The sequence below is a fragment of the Streptomyces sp. NPDC089424 genome (assembly GCF_044749345.1).
Lineage (GTDB): Bacteria > Actinomycetota > Actinomycetes > Streptomycetales > Streptomycetaceae > Streptomyces.
The window spans coordinates 376545-391646 of record NZ_JBIVHU010000005.1; the positions used below are offsets into that span (position 1 = coordinate 376545).

17 protein-coding genes and 1 riboswitch are annotated in these 15102 nt (G+C 72.3%); of the genes, 9 read left to right on the forward strand and 8 right to left on the reverse strand.

Features of this window, described 5'->3' with window-relative positions:
* Positions 1–93 precede the first annotated feature (93 nt).
* From thiE to ACIP2X_RS24275, 4 genes are all read right to left on the reverse strand, one after another.
* Complete coding sequence (thiE, locus tag ACIP2X_RS24260) at positions 94–750, reverse strand: thiamine phosphate synthase (protein WP_401676444.1); 657 nt, start codon at positions 748–750, stop codon at positions 94–96.
* 139 nt (positions 751–889) lie between these two features.
* Positions 890–1255 carry an Rv2175c family DNA-binding protein gene (locus ACIP2X_RS24265; protein ID WP_004001914.1) on the reverse strand — a complete coding sequence of 122 codons (366 nt, stop codon included), beginning with the start codon at positions 1253–1255 and terminating at the stop codon, positions 890–892.
* Between the two features lie 77 nt (positions 1256–1332).
* Positions 1333–2496, reverse strand: coding sequence for an NAD(P)/FAD-dependent oxidoreductase (locus ACIP2X_RS24270; RefSeq protein ID WP_401676568.1), 1164 nt, complete (start codon positions 2494–2496; stop codon positions 1333–1335).
* A 119-nt stretch (positions 2497–2615) separates the two neighbouring features.
* Entirely contained in the window at positions 2616–2954 is a 339-nt protein-coding gene (locus ACIP2X_RS24275) for a hypothetical protein (RefSeq protein ID WP_401676445.1), read from the reverse strand.
* A gap of 52 nt (positions 2955–3006) precedes the next feature.
* Positions 3007–3119, forward strand: a riboswitch (TPP riboswitch).
* On the opposite strand from ACIP2X_RS24275, the gene thiO reads away from it, so the two are divergent.
* The 6 genes from thiO (at position 3116) to ACIP2X_RS24305 (ending at position 8866) form a co-directional block, all read left to right on the forward strand.
* A complete protein-coding gene (thiO, locus tag ACIP2X_RS24280; RefSeq protein ID WP_401676446.1) occupies positions 3116–4282 on the forward strand; it encodes a glycine oxidase ThiO in 1167 nt (388 codons plus the stop codon). (Overlaps the previous riboswitch by 4 nt.)
* A complete protein-coding gene (thiS, locus tag ACIP2X_RS24285) occupies positions 4279–4479 on the forward strand; it encodes a sulfur carrier protein ThiS (protein WP_401676447.1) in 201 nt (66 codons plus the stop codon). Before thiO ends, thiS begins: the two co-directional genes overlap by 4 nt.
* Before the next feature lie 2 nt (positions 4480–4481).
* Positions 4482–5279: a thiazole synthase gene (locus ACIP2X_RS24290; RefSeq protein ID WP_401676448.1), complete on the forward strand. Its 798-nt coding sequence runs from the start codon at positions 4482–4484 to the stop codon at positions 5277–5279.
* A gap of 118 nt (positions 5280–5397) precedes the next feature.
* Positions 5398–7323, forward strand: coding sequence for a Stk1 family PASTA domain-containing Ser/Thr kinase (gene pknB / locus ACIP2X_RS24295; protein WP_401676449.1), 1926 nt, complete (start codon positions 5398–5400; stop codon positions 7321–7323).
* Positions 7324–7357: 34 nt separating this feature from the next.
* Positions 7358–8233, forward strand: a complete 876-nt coding sequence (locus ACIP2X_RS24300) for a deoxyribonuclease IV (protein WP_401676450.1) — start codon at positions 7358–7360, stop codon at positions 8231–8233.
* A gap of 156 nt (positions 8234–8389) precedes the next feature.
* Positions 8390–8866 carry a DUF4396 domain-containing protein gene (locus ACIP2X_RS24305; protein WP_401676451.1) on the forward strand — a complete coding sequence of 159 codons (477 nt, stop codon included), beginning with the start codon at positions 8390–8392 and terminating at the stop codon, positions 8864–8866.
* 4 nt (positions 8867–8870) lie between these two features.
* On the opposite strand, the gene ACIP2X_RS24310 is transcribed toward ACIP2X_RS24305, so the two are convergent.
* Complete coding sequence (locus tag ACIP2X_RS24310; protein WP_401676452.1) at positions 8871–9503, reverse strand: sulfite oxidase-like oxidoreductase; 633 nt, start codon at positions 9501–9503, stop codon at positions 8871–8873.
* 197 nt (positions 9504–9700) lie between these two features.
* Between ACIP2X_RS24310 and bfr the strand changes: the two genes are divergently transcribed.
* A complete protein-coding gene (bfr, locus tag ACIP2X_RS24315; protein WP_385388627.1) occupies positions 9701–10219 on the forward strand; it encodes a bacterioferritin in 519 nt (172 codons plus the stop codon).
* Positions 10220–10228: 9 nt separating this feature from the next.
* On the opposite strand, the gene ACIP2X_RS24320 is transcribed toward bfr, so the two are convergent.
* Both ACIP2X_RS24320 and ACIP2X_RS24325 read right to left on the reverse strand, forming a co-directional pair.
* On the reverse strand, positions 10229–10474 hold the full coding sequence (locus tag ACIP2X_RS24320; RefSeq protein ID WP_401676453.1) for a bacterioferritin-associated ferredoxin: 246 nt from the start codon (positions 10472–10474) through the stop codon (positions 10229–10231).
* Positions 10475–10632: 158 nt separating this feature from the next.
* Positions 10633–11985 carry a class II 3-deoxy-7-phosphoheptulonate synthase gene (locus ACIP2X_RS24325; protein ID WP_401676454.1) on the reverse strand — a complete coding sequence of 451 codons (1353 nt, stop codon included), beginning with the start codon at positions 11983–11985 and terminating at the stop codon, positions 10633–10635.
* A gap of 97 nt (positions 11986–12082) precedes the next feature.
* Between ACIP2X_RS24325 and ACIP2X_RS24330 the strand changes: the two genes are divergently transcribed.
* Together ACIP2X_RS24330 and ACIP2X_RS24335 are read left to right on the forward strand one after the other, a co-directional pair.
* A complete protein-coding gene (locus ACIP2X_RS24330) occupies positions 12083–12139 on the forward strand; it encodes a trp operon leader peptide (protein ID WP_401676569.1) in 57 nt (18 codons plus the stop codon).
* A gap of 99 nt (positions 12140–12238) precedes the next feature.
* Entirely contained in the window at positions 12239–14119 is a 1881-nt protein-coding gene (locus ACIP2X_RS24335) for an anthranilate synthase family protein (protein WP_401676455.1), read from the forward strand.
* On the opposite strand, the gene ACIP2X_RS24340 is transcribed toward ACIP2X_RS24335, so the two are convergent.
* Positions 14071–15066 carry a 2-hydroxyacid dehydrogenase gene (locus ACIP2X_RS24340; protein WP_401676456.1) on the reverse strand — a complete coding sequence of 332 codons (996 nt, stop codon included), beginning with the start codon at positions 15064–15066 and terminating at the stop codon, positions 14071–14073. The genes ACIP2X_RS24335 and ACIP2X_RS24340 overlap by 49 nt on opposite strands.
* Positions 15067–15102: the final 36 nt, after the last annotated feature.

Genomic DNA, 15102 nt, shown 5'->3' on the forward strand with positions numbered 1-15102 from the left:
CAACCGGATGCAGCAAATTTGCCCGGATTGTCGGCTTGTTGTCCATCCCTTGGACACCCTGCCGTCACATGGGCCCCGCCATCGGCGGCCGCCTCAGGCGCCCCGCAGACGCTTGGCGAACTCCGCCGCCGCGGCGCCCGGATCGTCCGCCTCGGTGATCGCGCGGACGACGACGGCCCTGCGGGCTCCCGCGTCGAGGACCTCGTCCAGGTTGCCGAGGTCGATGCCGCCGATGGCGAACCAGGGACGCTCGGTGCCGAGCGCCGCCGTGTGCCGGACCAGCCCGAGGCCGGGGGCGTGGCGGCCGGGCTTGGTGGGGGTGGGCCAGCAGGGGCCCGTGCAGAAGTAGTCGACGCCCTCCTGGACCGCCGCCGCCTCGGCCTCGGACTCCGCGTGCGTGGAGCGGCCTATGAGGACGTCGTCGCCGAGGATCGCCCGGGCCGCGGGGACGGGGAGGTCGCCCTGGCCGAGGTGGAGCACATGGGCGCCGGCGGCATGGGCGACGTCCGCCCGGTCGTTGACCGCGAGCAGCTTGCCGTGCCGCGCGCAGGCGTCGGCGAAGACCTCCAGGTGGGCGAGCTCCTCGGCGGCCTCCATGCCCTTGTCGCGCAGCTGCACGATGTCGACCCCGCCGGCGAGCACGGCGTCCAGGAACGCGGGCAGGTCGCCCTGGCGCTCACGGGCGTCCGTGCACAGGTAGAGGCGGGCGTCGGCGAGCCGGGCGCGAGCGGTGGCGGCGGTGTCGGACATGGATGGGTCCCCCCGTGGATCGGTACCTCTGGACGTGCCTGCCGGTGGCGTACGGGCCCCGCCGGGCGCGGTCGGCCGGGGGCCGGGGCCCTCGGACCACGGCCCGTACGCCGGTCAGGCTCTTTCGGTCGCGCAGGGATCAGACGGCGAGCGCCTGGGCCCGGCGCTTCACCTCCGTGCCGCGGTTCTCGCTGAGCGCCTGCGCGGGCGTGCCCGGCAGGCTCGGGTCGGGGGTGAAGAGCCACTCCAGCATCTCTTCGTCCGTGAAGCCGTCGTCCCGCAGGAGCGTCAGGGTCCCGGACAGGCCCTTGACCACCTTGTCCCCGTCGATGAAGGCGGCGGGGACGTGCAGCGCGCGGTTCTCACCACGGCGCACGGCGATGAGCTGGCCCTCCTTGACCAGCTGCCGCACACGCGTCACCTCGACGCCGAGCATCTCGGCGATGTCGGGGAGGGTGAGCCAGGCGGGGACGAGAGCATCGATCTTTGCGTCAATCTCGGTCACGGGAACAAGCCTGCCATCCTCCACCGACAGTCGGAAGTCAGCCCCGCCCACCGACCCCGCTCACCTGCGACGACGCGTTACGCCGTGGCCGCCTTCAGGGGGCGTGCCGGGTCGGCCAGCAGCTCCGGGTCCATGACGGTCCCGGCCTCGATCAGCCGCCTGCCCTGCGCCAGGTCCCGCGGGCGGCCCACCGCGAGCAGCGCGGCCAGCCGGCCCTCGCGCAGCCAGCACACCGACCAGGCGGGCCCGGCGGGGTCACCGCGCCACACGACGGCGTCGGCGGGCGCGTGGTGCCCGACGTACTGCACGAACCGCCCGAACTGCTCGGACCAGAAGTACGGCACCGGGTCGTAGACCTCCGGCGCCTCGCCGATGACGTTCGCCGCGACCGTGCGGGGGCCCTGCAGGGCGTTGTCCCAGTGGTGCACCATCAGCCGCTCGCCGTAGCGCCCCGAGGGGAAGGACGCGCAGTCGCCGACCGCGTAGACGTCCGGTGCCGAGGTGCGCAGGTGGTCGTCGGCCACGACCTCGCCGTACCAGCCGAGCTCGATGCCGGAGCCGGCCAGCCAGCGCGTGGCGGGCCGGGCGCCGATGCCGACCACGACGGCGCCGGCGGGGACCCGCGAGCCGTCGTCCAGGACGACGGCGCCGGGCTCGACGCGCAGCACGCGCGCGTGGGTGCGCAGCACCGCGCCGCTGTCGGCGTACCAGGCGCTCATCGGCGCGGCCACCTCGGCGGGCAGCGCTCCGGCGAGCGGGCGTTCGGCGGCCTCGACGACGGTCACCGCGCAGCCGGCCTCCCGGGCGGCGGTGGCGAACTCCGCGCCGATCCAGCCCGCGCCGACGACCACGATGTCGTGCTGCCGGGCGAGCACGGGCCGCAGCCGCTCGGCGTCGTCCAGGGTGCGCAGCAGATGCACGCCCGGGACACCCTCCGCGCCCGGCAGGGTGACGGGCTCGGCGCCGGTGGCGAGGACCAGCACGTCGTAGGGCACCGGCCCGGACCCGGTGTCCAGCTCCTGGTCGGCGAGGCGGACGCCGGTCACCTCGCGCCCCAGGTGCAGCTCGATGCCCAGCGCCTCGAAGTCGACGTCGAAGGCGGAGCCCTCGGCCTTGCCGAGCAGGACCGCCTTGGACAGCGGCGGCCGGTCGTACGGCTGGTGCGGCTCGGCGCCGATCAGCGTCACGGTGCCGGTGAATCCCTGTTCCCGCAGGGCGACCGCGGTCTGCACCCCGGCCATGCCCGCGCCCACGACGACCACGCGCCGCGCCTGTGCCCTCGTCTGCTCGCTCACCTGATCACCATAGACAACTGACAGTTTGTCAGTAAGAGGGAGGCCCCGTGGCCTTCTGCACACCGCTAGCGGATCTGCTCGACCACGCTCGTCCCGCTGCCCGGCTGCGACTCCCACTCCCAGCTCTCCTCCAGCCGCACCCGCCCGTCGGGCAGTTCCACGACCGTCGAGACGCAGTGCCCCGAGGACGTCGTCCCGTCCCGCTTGAGCTGCACGTACCGGAAGTCCAGCCGGTCGCCCTCGCGGGTGCCGACCAGATAGCCCCGGACGACGTCCCCGCCGGCGTACTCGGCCCGGATCTCGCCGTCCTGCTCGTGGTACGTGAACCGGGTGCGCGTCCCCACCTGTCCCGGGGCCTGGTCGGCGACGGGGGCGAGGACGAGGCCGTCCAGAGAGCGGGGCATGCCGGGAGGCTCCCTTACAGAGGCGTACGGGCAAGAGCTAGGGTGGCCACCGTAGAGCACTCGCGGGAGCCCGGACGTACCGGGCTGAGAGGGAGGCTGGCCGGCCTCCGACCGTACGAACCTGATCCGGGTCATGCCGGCGAAGGGAGGGGCTGAAGCCCGTGTCGTCCTCCGCACGTACGTCAGACGTCCTCGTCATCGGGGGCGGAATCATCGGCCTGGTCACGGCCTGGCGGGCCGCGCAGCGCGGACTCGCCACCGCCGTGCTGGACCCCGAACCCGGCGGCGGCGCCGCCCAGGTGGCGGCCGGCATGCTGGCCGCCGTCACGGAACTCCACTACGGCGAGCAGACCCTGCTCGGCCTGAACCTCGCCTCGGCCCGCCGCTATCCGGACTTCGCGGCCGAGCTCACCGAGTTCACCGGGCAGGACCTCGGCTACCGCCGGTGCGGCACGCTTGCCGTCGCGCTGGACGCCGACGACCGCGCCCACCTGCGCGAACTGCATGCCCTGCAACAGCGGTCCGGGCTGGAGTCCGAGTGGTTGTCGGGCCGGGACTGCCGCCGCCTGGAGCCGATGCTCGCACCGGGTGTGCGCGGCGGGCTGCGGGTGGACGGCGACCACCAGATCGACCCGCGACGGCTCGCCGCCGCCCTGGTGACCGCCTGTGAGCGGGCGGGCGTGGTCTTCCACCGGGAGTGGGCGGAGCGGCTGCTGGTCGTCCGGGAGCGGGCGGCGGGCGTCGTCACGCGCGCGGGGACCGAGGTGGCCGCCGGGCGGGTGGTGCTGGCCGCCGGGAGTCTCAGCGGGCGGCTGGCGGGGGTGCCCGACGCCGTGGTGCCGCCGGTGCGGCCGGTGAAGGGACAGGTCCTGCGGCTGACCGTGCCACCGGCGCACGCGCCGTTCCTGAGCCGCACCGTGCGCGCGATGGTGCGCGGGAGCCATGTGTACCTGGTGCCGCGTGAGAGCGGCGAGCTGGTCGTCGGCGCCACCAGCGAGGAAATGGGCTGGGACACCACGGTCACCGCCGGGGGCGTCTACGAGCTGCTGCGCGACGCGCACGAGCTGATCCCCGGCCTGACCGAGTTGCCCCTGACGGAGACCCGCGCGGGTCTGCGCCCCGCCTCGCCCGACAACGCGCCCCTGCTCGGCCCGACCGGACTCGACGGCCTGCTGCTGGCCACGGGCCACCACCGCAACGGCGTCCTGCTCACCCCGGTCACCGGTGACGTCATGGCACACGTCCTGACCACGGGTGAACTCCCGGACGAGGCCCGCCCCTTCACGCCGAAGCGCTTCAGCGCCGCACTCACGGAGCAGCCCGCATGATCATCTCCGTCAACGGGGAGCCCCGCCGGATCACCGACGGCACCGCTCTCGACGCCCTTGTCCGCAGTCTGACCGCGGCGCCCTCCGGTGTGGCGGCCGCCCTCAACGAAACCGTCGTCCCGCGCGCGCAGTGGCCCGTCACGCCCCTCTCCGAGGGTGACCGTGTCGAGGTCCTCACCGCCGTCCAAGGAGGCTGACCATGGCCGACGATCCCTTTGTCCTCGGGGGCACGACCTTCACCTCGCGGCTGATCATGGGCACCGGGGGCGCGCCCAGCCTGGACGTGCTGGAGCGCGCGCTGGTCGCCTCCGGGACCGAGCTGACCACCGTCGCGATGCGGCGCGTCAACCCCGATGTGCACGGCTCCGTGCTGTCGGTGCTGGACAGGCTCGGCATCCGGGTGCTGCCCAACACGGCCGGCTGCTTCACGGCCGGTGAGGCCGTGCTGACCGCCCGTCTCGCGCGTGAGGCGCTCGGCACCGACCTGGTCAAGCTGGAGGTCATCGCCGACGAGCGCACCCTGCTGCCGGACCCGATCGAGCTGCTGGACGCCGCGGAGACACTGGTCGACGACGGGTTCACGGTGCTGCCGTACACCAACGACGACCCCGTGCTGGCGCGCAGGCTCGAGGACGTGGGGTGTGCCGCGATCATGCCGCTCGGCTCGCCGATCGGTTCCGGGCTCGGCATCCGCAACCCGCACAACTTCCAGCTGATCGTCGAGCACGCGCGCGTGCCGGTGATCCTGGACGCCGGGGCCGGTACGGCTTCCGACGCGGCGTTCGCGATGGAGCTGGGGTGCGCGGGTGTGATGCTCGCCTCAGCCGTGACCCGGGCGCAGGAACCCGTGCTGATGGCCGCCGCGATGCGCGGCGCCGTCGAGGCGGGGCGGCTGGCCCGGCGCGCGGGGCGCATCCCCCGGCGGCACTTCGCGGAGGCCTCCTCGCCCGTGGCGGGGATGGCCGCGCTGGATCCGGAGCGGCCCGCCTTCGGGTGATCCCCTACCACGTGGCCGGGGGCGGGCGCGTCGGACACGTCACAGGTCCGCTGCAGTACCGCCCCGATGCCACGCGAAGCGGCGAGCGGTGTCGGTGACGGCTCGTACACTCGCCTGCGTGGACACGACCCTTCAAGACCCTCTGGTCGGGCAACTGCTCGACGGCCGTTACCGCGTCGACGCGCGGATCGCGGTCGGCGGGATGGCCACGGTCTACCGAGCCGTGGACACCCGCCTCGACCGCGTTCTCGCGCTCAAGGTGATGCATCCGACCCTGGCCGCCGACGGCTCGTTCGTCGAGCGCTTCATCCGCGAGGCCAAGTCGGTGGCCCGGCTCGCCCACCCCAACGTCGTCCAGGTGTTCGACCAGGGGGCGGACGGGTCGTACGTCTACCTGGCCATGGAGTACGTCTCCGGGTGCACCCTGCGGGACGTGCTGCGTGAGCGCGGCGCGCTCCAGCCACGGGCCGCGCTGGACATCCTGGAGCCGGTCCTGGCCGCGCTGGGCGCCGCCCACCGCGCCGGGTTCGTGCACCGGGACATGAAGCCGGAGAACGTCCTCATAGGGGACGACGGCCGGGTCAAGGTCGCCGACTTCGGACTCGTGCGGTCCGTGGACACGGTCACCCAGACCACCGGGTCGGTCCTCGGCACCGTCTCCTACCTCGCCCCCGAGCAGATCGAGCACGGCAGCGCCGATCCCCGCGTCGACGTCTACGCCTGCGGCGTGGTGCTCTACGAGATGCTGACCGGCGGCAAGCCGCACACGGGGGACTCCCCCGCCCAGGTGCTCTACCGGCATGTGCACGAGGACGTCCCGCCGCCCTCGGCGGCCGTGCCCGGACTGGCGTACGAGCTGGACGAACTGGTCGCCGCGGCGACCGCCCGCATGCCGGACCTGCGCCCGTACGACGCCGTGGCGCTGCTCGCCCGGGTCCGTGAGGCGCGGGCCGCGCTCGGCGCCGAGGCGCTCGACGTGGTGCCCCCGCAGGCGGTGGCCGCGGAGCACGACAACGCCGACGACCGGACGAGCGTCATCCCGCGCGCGCTGACCGCGCTGCGGCAGCTGCCGGTGAACGAGGACGACGACGAGTCCCGGTACAACAGGACCAGCCGGCTGGAGTCGGCGCCCCTGGACACCCCGCGCCGCCGGCCCCGCCCCCGGCGCACGCTCGTCACGCTCGTCGCCTCGGTGCTGCTGGCACTGGGCCTCGGCGTGGGCGTCTGGTACATCAACTCCGGCCAGTTCACCGAGGTCCCGCCGCTGCTGGCGAAGACCGAGGCGCAGGCCGAGGACCGGCTCGCGGACGCCGGCCTGGAGGTCGGGCAGGTCGAGCACGCCTACAGCGACACGGTGAAGCGGGGCACGGTGATCAGCACCGACCCGGCGCCGGGCGCCCGGATCCGGCACAACGACTCCGTGACGCTGACGGTCTCCGACGGCCCCGAGACGGTGAAGGTGCCCGACCTCTCGGGCTACCGGCTGGACAAGGCACGCACCGTCCTCAAGGACGGCGGTCTGGAGCCGGGCATGGTGACCCGCGAGTTCAGCGAGGACGTCCCGCGGGGCTTCGTGATCAGCTCGGACCCGGCGACGGACACCGAGACGCGGGCCGGCACGGCGATCGCGCTCACCGTCAGCAAGGGCGCGCCCGTCGACATCCCGGACGTCACCGGCAGCGGGCCGGGCGAGGCCAGGGAGCAGCTGCTGGAGGCGGGCCTGAAGGTGCGCGTCGCCGCGGAGCGGATCAACTCCGAGCACGAGGCGGGTCAGGTCGCCCGGCAGGACCCGGGCCCCGGCGGCGAGGCCGCCGAGGGCGACACGGTGACGCTGACGCTCTCCAAGGGCCCCGAGATGATCGAGGTCCCGGACGTGGTGGGCGCCGGCGTGGACGAGGCCAAGCGCGAGCTGGAGAGCGCCGGTTTCGAGGTCGAGGAGGACCGCGGCCTGCTCGGCCTGTTCGGCGACACGGTGCGCAAGCAGTCCGTGAAGGGCGGCGAGACCGCGCCCAAGGGGTCGACGATCACGCTCCAGATCCGCTGACGGGGGCGCTCGGGGCGCGTGACACCCTGAACGGGTGAAGAGTCAGCACCCCGGCCCCTCCCGCAACCCCGTCGGCGGGCACGTCCCCGTCGCCGGCGGCCTGCACTCCGTGGGCCTCACCTACGCCCACGACCTGAAGGCCGAGGCCGTGCAGGTCTTCGTCGCCAACCCGCGCGGCTGGGCCACGCCGGCCGGTGACCCGCGGCAGGACGAGGCGTTCCGCGCGGCGTGCGCCGAGGAGTCGATCCCGGCCTACGTGCACGCGCCGTACCTGATCAACTTCGGCTCGCACACGGAGGCCACCGCCGAGCTGTCGGTACGGTCGCTGCGGCACTCGGTGCGGCGCGGGCGGGCGATCGGCGCGCTCGGCGTGGTCGTGCACACCGGAAGCGCGACCGGCGGCCGGGAGCGGTCGGTGGCACTGCGCCAGGTGCGGGAGTACCTGCTGCCGCTGCTCGACGAGCTCACCGACGACGACCCCTACGTCCTGCTGGAGTCCACGGCCGGCCAGGGCGCCTCGCTGTGCTCACGCACCTGGGACTTCGGGCCGTACTTCGAGGCCCTGGACGCCCACCCGAAGCTGGGCGTCTGTCTCGACACCTGCCACATCTTCGCCGCCGGGCACGACCTGACCGGACCGGACGGGATGCACCAGACGCTGGACCTGCTGGTCGGCACCGTCGGTGCGGGCCGCCTGAGGCTGATCCACGCCAACGACTCCAAGGACCTGGTCGGGGCCCACAAGGACCGGCACGAGAACATCGGCGCCGGCCACATCGGCGAGGACCCGTTCCGCGCCCTGATGACCCACCCCGCGACCGAGGGCGTACCGCTCATCATCGAGACGCCCGGCGGCAAGGAGGGGCACGCGGCGGACGTGGAGCGGCTGAAGAAGCTCCGGGACGGCTGAAGAAGCTCCGGGACGGCTGAAGTAGCTCGGGAACGGCCGGGAAAGTCGTTCCCGCCGAAGCGTCCCCACACGTTCCTGGAATACCCCCTGGGGGTATATGGTTCCCCCTCGTGTTCCCGCTCGACGCGGGAACCCTCACCGACGCAGGGGGCACGAATGCAGCACGCCGACGCACACGCACACCACGCCCACACCCCGTCCGGCTGGCCCATGGCCGTGCAGGCCACCCTGCACTGCCTCACCGGCTGTGCCATCGGCGAGGTGCTCGGCATGGTCATGGGCACCGCGCTCGGCTGGGGCGACATGGCGACCCTGGCCCTGGCGATCGCGCTGGCCTTCTTCTTCGGCTACGCCCTGACCCTGCGCGGGGTGCTCAAGGCGGGCGTCGGCCTGCGGGCCGGCATCCGGGTGGCGCTGGCCGCGGACACGCTGTCGATCGCCGTGATGGAGCTGGTCGACAACGGCATGATCGCGTTCTGGCCGGGCGCGATGGACGCGGGACTGGACACCGCGCTCTTCTGGGTCGTCCTGGCGATCGCCCTCGCGGTCGCCTTCGTGGTCACGGTCCCGGTCAACAAGTGGATGATCGGGCGGGGCAAGGGCCACGCGGTGGTGCACCAGTACCACCACTGAGCCGTCAGAGCTCAGGGCCCTCCCCGGGCTCCTCCTGGTAGGAGTAGCGCTGCTCCTGCCAGGGGTCGCCGATGTTGTGGTAGCCGCGCTCCTCCCAGAAGCCGCGGCGGTCGGCGGTCATGTACTCCACGCCGCGCACCCACTTGGGGCCTTTCCAGGCGTACAGGTGCGGCACGATCAGGCGGAGCGGGAAGCCGTGCTCGGCGGTGAGCAGCTCGCCGTCCTTGTGGGTCGCGAAGATCGCGCGCTCCGAGGTGAAGTCCGCGAGCCGCAGATTGGAGCTGAAGCCGTACTCCGCCCACACCATCACATGGGTGACGTTCGAGGCGGGCGGCGCGAGGTCCACGACGGTCCGGGCGGGGATCCCGCCCCACTCCGCGCCGAGCATGCTGAACTTGGTGACGCAGTGCAGGTCGGCCGTCACGGAGGTGTACGGCAGAGCCGTGAACTCCTCGTGGGTCCAGCAGCGCTTGTCCCCGTCGGCGGTGGCGCCGAAGACCCTGAACTCCCAGCGCTCGGGCCGGAACTTGGGCACCGGGCCGTAGTGCGTGACCGGCCATCCGCGCTGCACTCGCTGCCCCGGCGGGAGCTCGAACGATGCCGTTGCTGCCGATTCGCGCTCCTTCGGGTGACCCATGACTCCATCCTGACAGACGGTGGACGGTACACAGGACCAGCCTCGTACCGAATCGGATGACTCGAACAATCCGGTCAAGCAGGACCAAGCATGCACTTACTTACTAAGTACGCACTTACTGGACGATCTTCGACACCCGGTGCAATCATGCGGCGCAACCTCCAGTTTCGACCTCCCGACGTGGAAGGAGCCCCTTCATGCAGGGCGACCCCGAGGTGCTCGAACTGCTCAACGAGCAGCTGACCGCCGAGCTGACCGCGATCAACCAGTACTTCCTGCACTCCAAGCTGCAGGACCACAAGGGGTGGACGAAGCTCGCCAAGTACACCCGGGACGAGTCCTTCGACGAGATGCGGCACGCGGAGGTGCTCACCGACCGCATCCTGCTGCTGGACGGGCTGCCCAACTACCAGCGGCTGTTCCACGTCAGCGTCGGCCAGACGGTGACCGAGATGTTCCAGGCGGACCGGCAGATCGAGGTCGAGGCCATCGACCGGCTGCGGCGGGGTGTGGAGGTCATGCGCGCCAAGGGCGACGCGACCTCGGCCAACATCTTCGAGGCGATCCTCGCCGACGAGGAGCACCACATCGACTACCTGGACACGCAGCTCGAACTGATCGACAAGCTGGGTGAGTCGCTCTATCTGTCGACCCTGATCGAGCAGAGCCAGCCGGACGCCTCCGGACCGGGCACGGGCGGCTTCTCCACCCACTAGCGCCGGGGCTCAGGCGGCCTCGGCGGTCACCTGCGCCACGTCGGTCAGGGGCGACCTGCCCTGCTCGGCCAGCTCCCGGCGCGGGCAGCTGCCGCGACCGAGGAGCGCCTGGATCCGGCGTACGCAGCCGCCGCAGTCCGTGCCCGCCTTGCAGGCCGAGGCGATCTGGCGAGGGGTGCAGGCACCGTCCTCCGCGTGCTTCTTGACCTGCTGCTCGGTGACACCGAAGCAACTGCAGACGTACACGCGGTTCACCTCCCGCCGGGTCGGTTCGTGGCGCTCTCCCCGTGAATCGGTGAGGCTAACCTAACCTTACCTGGCACACCCGGGCGGCAAAAGTGGAGGGGCGCGGATCATTTGTGATCCGCGCCCCATCGCGTGCGCCGACGGCAGCCGGTTCCGGCCGCCGGGTCCTACTGGTCCCGGTACATCTCCGCGACCAGGAACGCCAGGTCGAGCGACTGGCTGCGGTTCAGCCGCGGGTCGCAGGCCGTCTCGTAGCGCTGGTGCAGATCGTCGACGAAGATCTCGTCGCCGCCGCCCACACACTCGGTGACGTCGTCACCGGTGAGCTCGACATGGATGCCGCCCGGGTGCGTCCCGAGCCCCTTGTGCACCTCGAAGAAGCCCTTGACCTCGTCGAGCACGTCGTCGAAGCGGCGGGTCTTGTGGCCGGAGGCCGCCTCGAAGGTGTTGCCGTGCATCGGGTCGGTCACCCACGCCACCACCGCGCCGGACGCCGTCACCTTCTCGACCAGCTCGGGCAGCCGCTCGCGGATCTTGTCGGCACCCATCCGGACGATGAAGGTCAGCCGCCCGGGCTCCCCCTCGGGGTCGAGACGCTCGATGTACCGCAGCGCCTCCTCCGGAGTGGTCGTCGGGCCGAGCTTGATGCCGATCGGGTTGCGGATCTTCGAGGCGAACTCGATGTGCGCGTGGTCCAGCTGCCGGGTGCGCTCACCGATCCACACCATGTGGCCGGAGACGTCGTACAGCTGCCCGGTGCGCGAGTCGACGCGGGTGAGCGCGGACTCGTAGTCGAGCAGCAGCGCCTCGTGCGAGGAGAAGAACTCGACGGTCTTGAACTCCTCCGGGTCGGCCCCGCAGGCGTGCATGAAGCTGAGCGCGTTGTCGATCTCGCGGGCGAGCTGCTCGTAGCGCTGGCCGGACGGGGACGACTTCACGAAGTCCTGGTTCCAGGCGTGCACCTGGCGCAGGTCGGCGTAGCCGCCGGTGGTGAAGGCGCGCACCAGGTTCAGCGTGGAGGCGGACGCGTGGTACATCCGCTTCAGCCGCTCGGGGTCCGGGACGCGCGCCGTCTCGGTGAAGTCGAAGCCGTTGACGGAGTCGCCCCGGTAGGTCGGCAGCGTCACGCCGTCGCGGGTCTCGGTCGGCTTGGAGCGCGGCTTGGAGTACTGGCCGGCGATCCGGCCCACCTTCACCACCGGCACGGAGGCGGCGTACGTCAGCACGGCGCCCATCTGGAGCAGCGTCTTGAGCTTGCTGCGGATCTGGTCAGCGGACACCGCGTCGAAGGCCTCGGCGCAGTCGCCACCCTGGAGGAGGAACGCCTCTCCCTTGGCGACGGCCGCCATCCGGGCGCGCAGCTGGTCGCACTCGCCCGCGAAGACGAGCGGCGGATACGACTCGAGGTCCGCGATCACTGCGCGCAGAGCCTCGGTGTCGGGGTACTCGGGCTGCTGCGCCGCGGGCAGGTCTCGCCAGGTGTTGCCAGCGCTCGCGCTGGTCTTAGCGTTCACGGTCACGACCTCAACACTACGGGGTGCCGTGCGGCCGTTCTGCCCGTCGCCCAGGAAATGAGACACGGGTGACGCTCCGTGGACATGGGGTAAGGTGCGGCACATGCACGCGCACTCGATCCAGAACTGGTGGTGGACCGCTTCCTCGGCGGCCCACTGACTGCGCGTACGCAAGACTTCGCGAAGGCCGCCCGAGGGGCGGCCTTCTGCGTGTGCGGAGCCCGTTCCTCGAACCGATCACATCGACGGAAGAGGAACCATGGACCTGGCACAGCTCGCGCACGGCGACCGCCCCTTCGCCCTGCTCCGCCGCCGCACCCCGGGCCACCACCACGACACCGTGGAACTGCTGCTCGGACCGGTGACCGCCCACGACCGCCTCGCCGACCTCCCCGGGGAGAGCCTCGCGCTCGTCCCGCACCGGCAGATCCGCGAGCGCGGATTCGACGTCCGCGACGACGGCACTCCCCTGCTGGCGCTCACCCCCGAGGAGACGTACGGCATCCCGCTCGCCGAGGCGCTCAAGCAGCTGCCGGCGCACGAGGTGCGCGTCGAGGGCGGCGGCTTCGACGTCGAGGACGAGGAGTACGCCGGGATCGTCGGGCGGGTGCTGCGGGAGGAGATCGGGCGGGGCGAGGGCGCCAACTTCGTCATCCGGCGGACGTACGAGGGGCGGATCCCGGGGTTCGGCCGGGCCGACGCGCTGGCGCTGTTCCGGCGGCTGCTGGTCGGGGAGCGGGGCGCGTACTGGACGTTCCTGGTGCACACCGGGGAGCGGACCCTCGTCGGGGCCAGCCCCGAGGTGCACGTGCGGATGTCCGGCGGCACCGTCGTCATGAACCCGATCAGCGGGACGTACCGCTATCCCGCCGAGGGCCCCACCCCGGAGCACCTGCTCGCCTTCCTCGCCGACGGCAAGGAGATCGAGGAGCTGTCGATGGTCGTCGACGAGGAGCTCAAGATGATGTGCACGGTCGGCGACATGGGCGGCGTGGTGGTCGGGCCGCGGCTGAAGGAGATGGCGCACCTCGCGCACACCGAGTACGAGCTGCGCGGCCGGTCCTCCCTGGACGTGCGGGAGGTGCTCAAGGAGACCATGTTCGCGGCGACCGTCACCGGCTCGCCGGTGCAGAACGCCTGCCGGGTCGTCGAACGGCACGAGGTCGGCGGGCGCGGCTACTACGGCGGGGCCCTGGCGCTCCTCGGCCGGGACTCCGGCGGGGCGCAGACCCTCGACTCCCCCATCCTCATCCGCACCGCCGACATCGACGCGGCCGGACGGCTGCGGGTGCCGGTGGGCGCCACGCTCGTGCGCGGCTCGGACCCGGCCAGTGAGGTCGCGGAGACGCACGCCAAGGCGGCGGGGGTGCTGGCGGCGCTGGGCGTGCGCGCCGGGCGACCGCGGGCGCGGGCCGCGCGGCCGGTGCTGGCCGACGATCCCCGGGTGCGGGCGGCGCTGGACGGGCGCCGGGCGTCCCTCGCGCCGTTCTGGCTGCGGATGCAGGAGCCGACCGCGGACCTCACCGGGCACGCCCTGGTCGTGGACGGGGAGGACACCTTCACGGTGATGCTCGCGCACGTGCTGCGCTCCTCGGGGCTGACCGTCACCGTCCGCCGCTACGACGAGCCCGGACTGCGCGCGGCCGTACGCGCGCACGACGGGCCCCTCGTCATCGGGCCCGGCCCCGGCGACCCGTCCGACCTGGGCGATCCGAAGATGCGCCTGCTGCGGGAGCTGACCGCCGAGGTGCTGCGCGACCGTCGGCAGGGGGTGCTCGGCGTATGCCTCGGGCACGAGCTGATCGCGGCGGAGCTGGGGCTGGACATCGTGCGCAAGGAGGTGCCCTACCAGGGGGCGCAGACGACGGTCGACCTGTTCGGCAGGGCCGAGACCGTCGGCTTCTACAACAGCTTCGTGGCGCACTGCGACGACGCCGCGACGGCGGAGCTGGCCGCGCACGGCATCGAGGTCGCCCGCGCCGGCTCCGGGGAGGTGCACGCGCTGCGCGGGCCCGGGTTCGCCGGGGTGCAGTTCCACCCGGAGTCGGTGCTGACGCTGGACGGCGCCGGCATCCTGCGCGAGCTGATCGGTCAGCTGCGCGGCACCAGGACGTTCTCCGAGCGGCGGCCGGCGAGGTAGTCGAGGACGTTGCGCACCGTGGCGTCGACGATCTGGCCGACGGCGTCCTCGGTGTAGTAGGCCTGGTGGGACGTGACGAGGACGTTGGGGAAGGTGACGAGGCGGGCGAGGGTGTCGTCCGCCACGGCCTGCAGGGAGTTGTCGAGGAAGAACAGCCCCGCCTCCGCCTCGTACACGTCGAGACCGACTCCCGTGAAGCGGCCCGCGCGCAGTTCGTGGACGAGTGCCGCGGTGTCGACGAGGCCGCCGCGACTGGAGTTGACCAGGATGGCGTCGTCCCGCATCGCCTTCAGGGCGTCCGCGTCGATCAGGTGCCGGGTCTCGGACATCAGCGGGACGTGCAGGGTGACCAGGTCGGACTCGGCGAGCAGTCGCTCCTTGGGGACGTAGGCCATGCCGAGCCGCCTGCACTCGGGGTTCTCGGCGATGTCCCAGCCGAGCAGCCGCATGCCGAAGCCGTGCGCGATCCGGGCGAAGGCCTCGCCGATCTTGCCGGTGCCGATGACGCCGGCGGTGCGGCCGTACATGTCGCGGCCCATCAGTCCGTCGAGGCGGAAGTCGAAGTCGCGGGTGCGGGTGGAGGCCCGCACGACGCGCCGGTTGACGGCCAGGGCGAGGGTCCAGGCGAACTCGGCGACCGCGTAAGGGGAGTAGTACGACACCCGGGCCACGGTGATGCCGAGCCGCTCGGCGACGTCGAGGTCGATGTTGTTGAAGCCCGTCGAGCGCTGGGCGACCATCCGGGTCCCGCCGGCCGCGAGGGCGGACAGGACGGGCGCGCCGAGGTCGGCGTTGACACTGGTGGAGACGATCTCGTGGCCGGCGGCGATGGGCGCCGTGTCCTCGGTGAGGAAGACGCCCAGGCAGTGGATGTCGTGGTGGCCCCGGAACGCCCGCTCGATCAGCGGCTTCTCGTCGGCCTGCACGCCGAAGGCCAGGATCTCCACGGGGTCTCCGTTCTGTACGGGTATGGGCCGAATATA

Coding starts and splice junctions, on each gene's coding strand:
- bfr (WP_385388627.1), top strand. CDS start 9,701: ATGCAGGGCGACCCCGAGGTGCTCGAACTGCTCAACGAGCAGCTGACC.
- ACIP2X_RS24305 (WP_401676451.1), top strand. CDS start 8,390: ATGCAGCACGCCGACGCACACGCACACCACGCCCACACCCCGTCCGGC.
- ACIP2X_RS24335 (WP_401676455.1), top strand. CDS start 12,239: ATGGACCTGGCACAGCTCGCGCACGGCGACCGCCCCTTCGCCCTGCTC.
- ACIP2X_RS24310 (WP_401676452.1), bottom strand. CDS start 9,503: ATGGGTCACCCGAAGGAGCGCGAATCGGCAGCAACGGCATCGTTCGAG.
- ACIP2X_RS24290 (WP_401676448.1), top strand. CDS start 4,482: ATGGCCGACGATCCCTTTGTCCTCGGGGGCACGACCTTCACCTCGCGG.
- thiE (WP_401676444.1), bottom strand. CDS start 750: ATGTCCGACACCGCCGCCACCGCTCGCGCCCGGCTCGCCGACGCCCGC.
- ACIP2X_RS24270 (WP_401676568.1), bottom strand. CDS start 2,496: ATGGCCGGGGTGCAGACCGCGGTCGCCCTGCGGGAACAGGGATTCACC.
- thiS (WP_401676447.1), top strand. CDS start 4,279: ATGATCATCTCCGTCAACGGGGAGCCCCGCCGGATCACCGACGGCACC.
- ACIP2X_RS24275 (WP_401676445.1), bottom strand. CDS start 2,954: ATGCCCCGCTCTCTGGACGGCCTCGTCCTCGCCCCCGTCGCCGACCAG.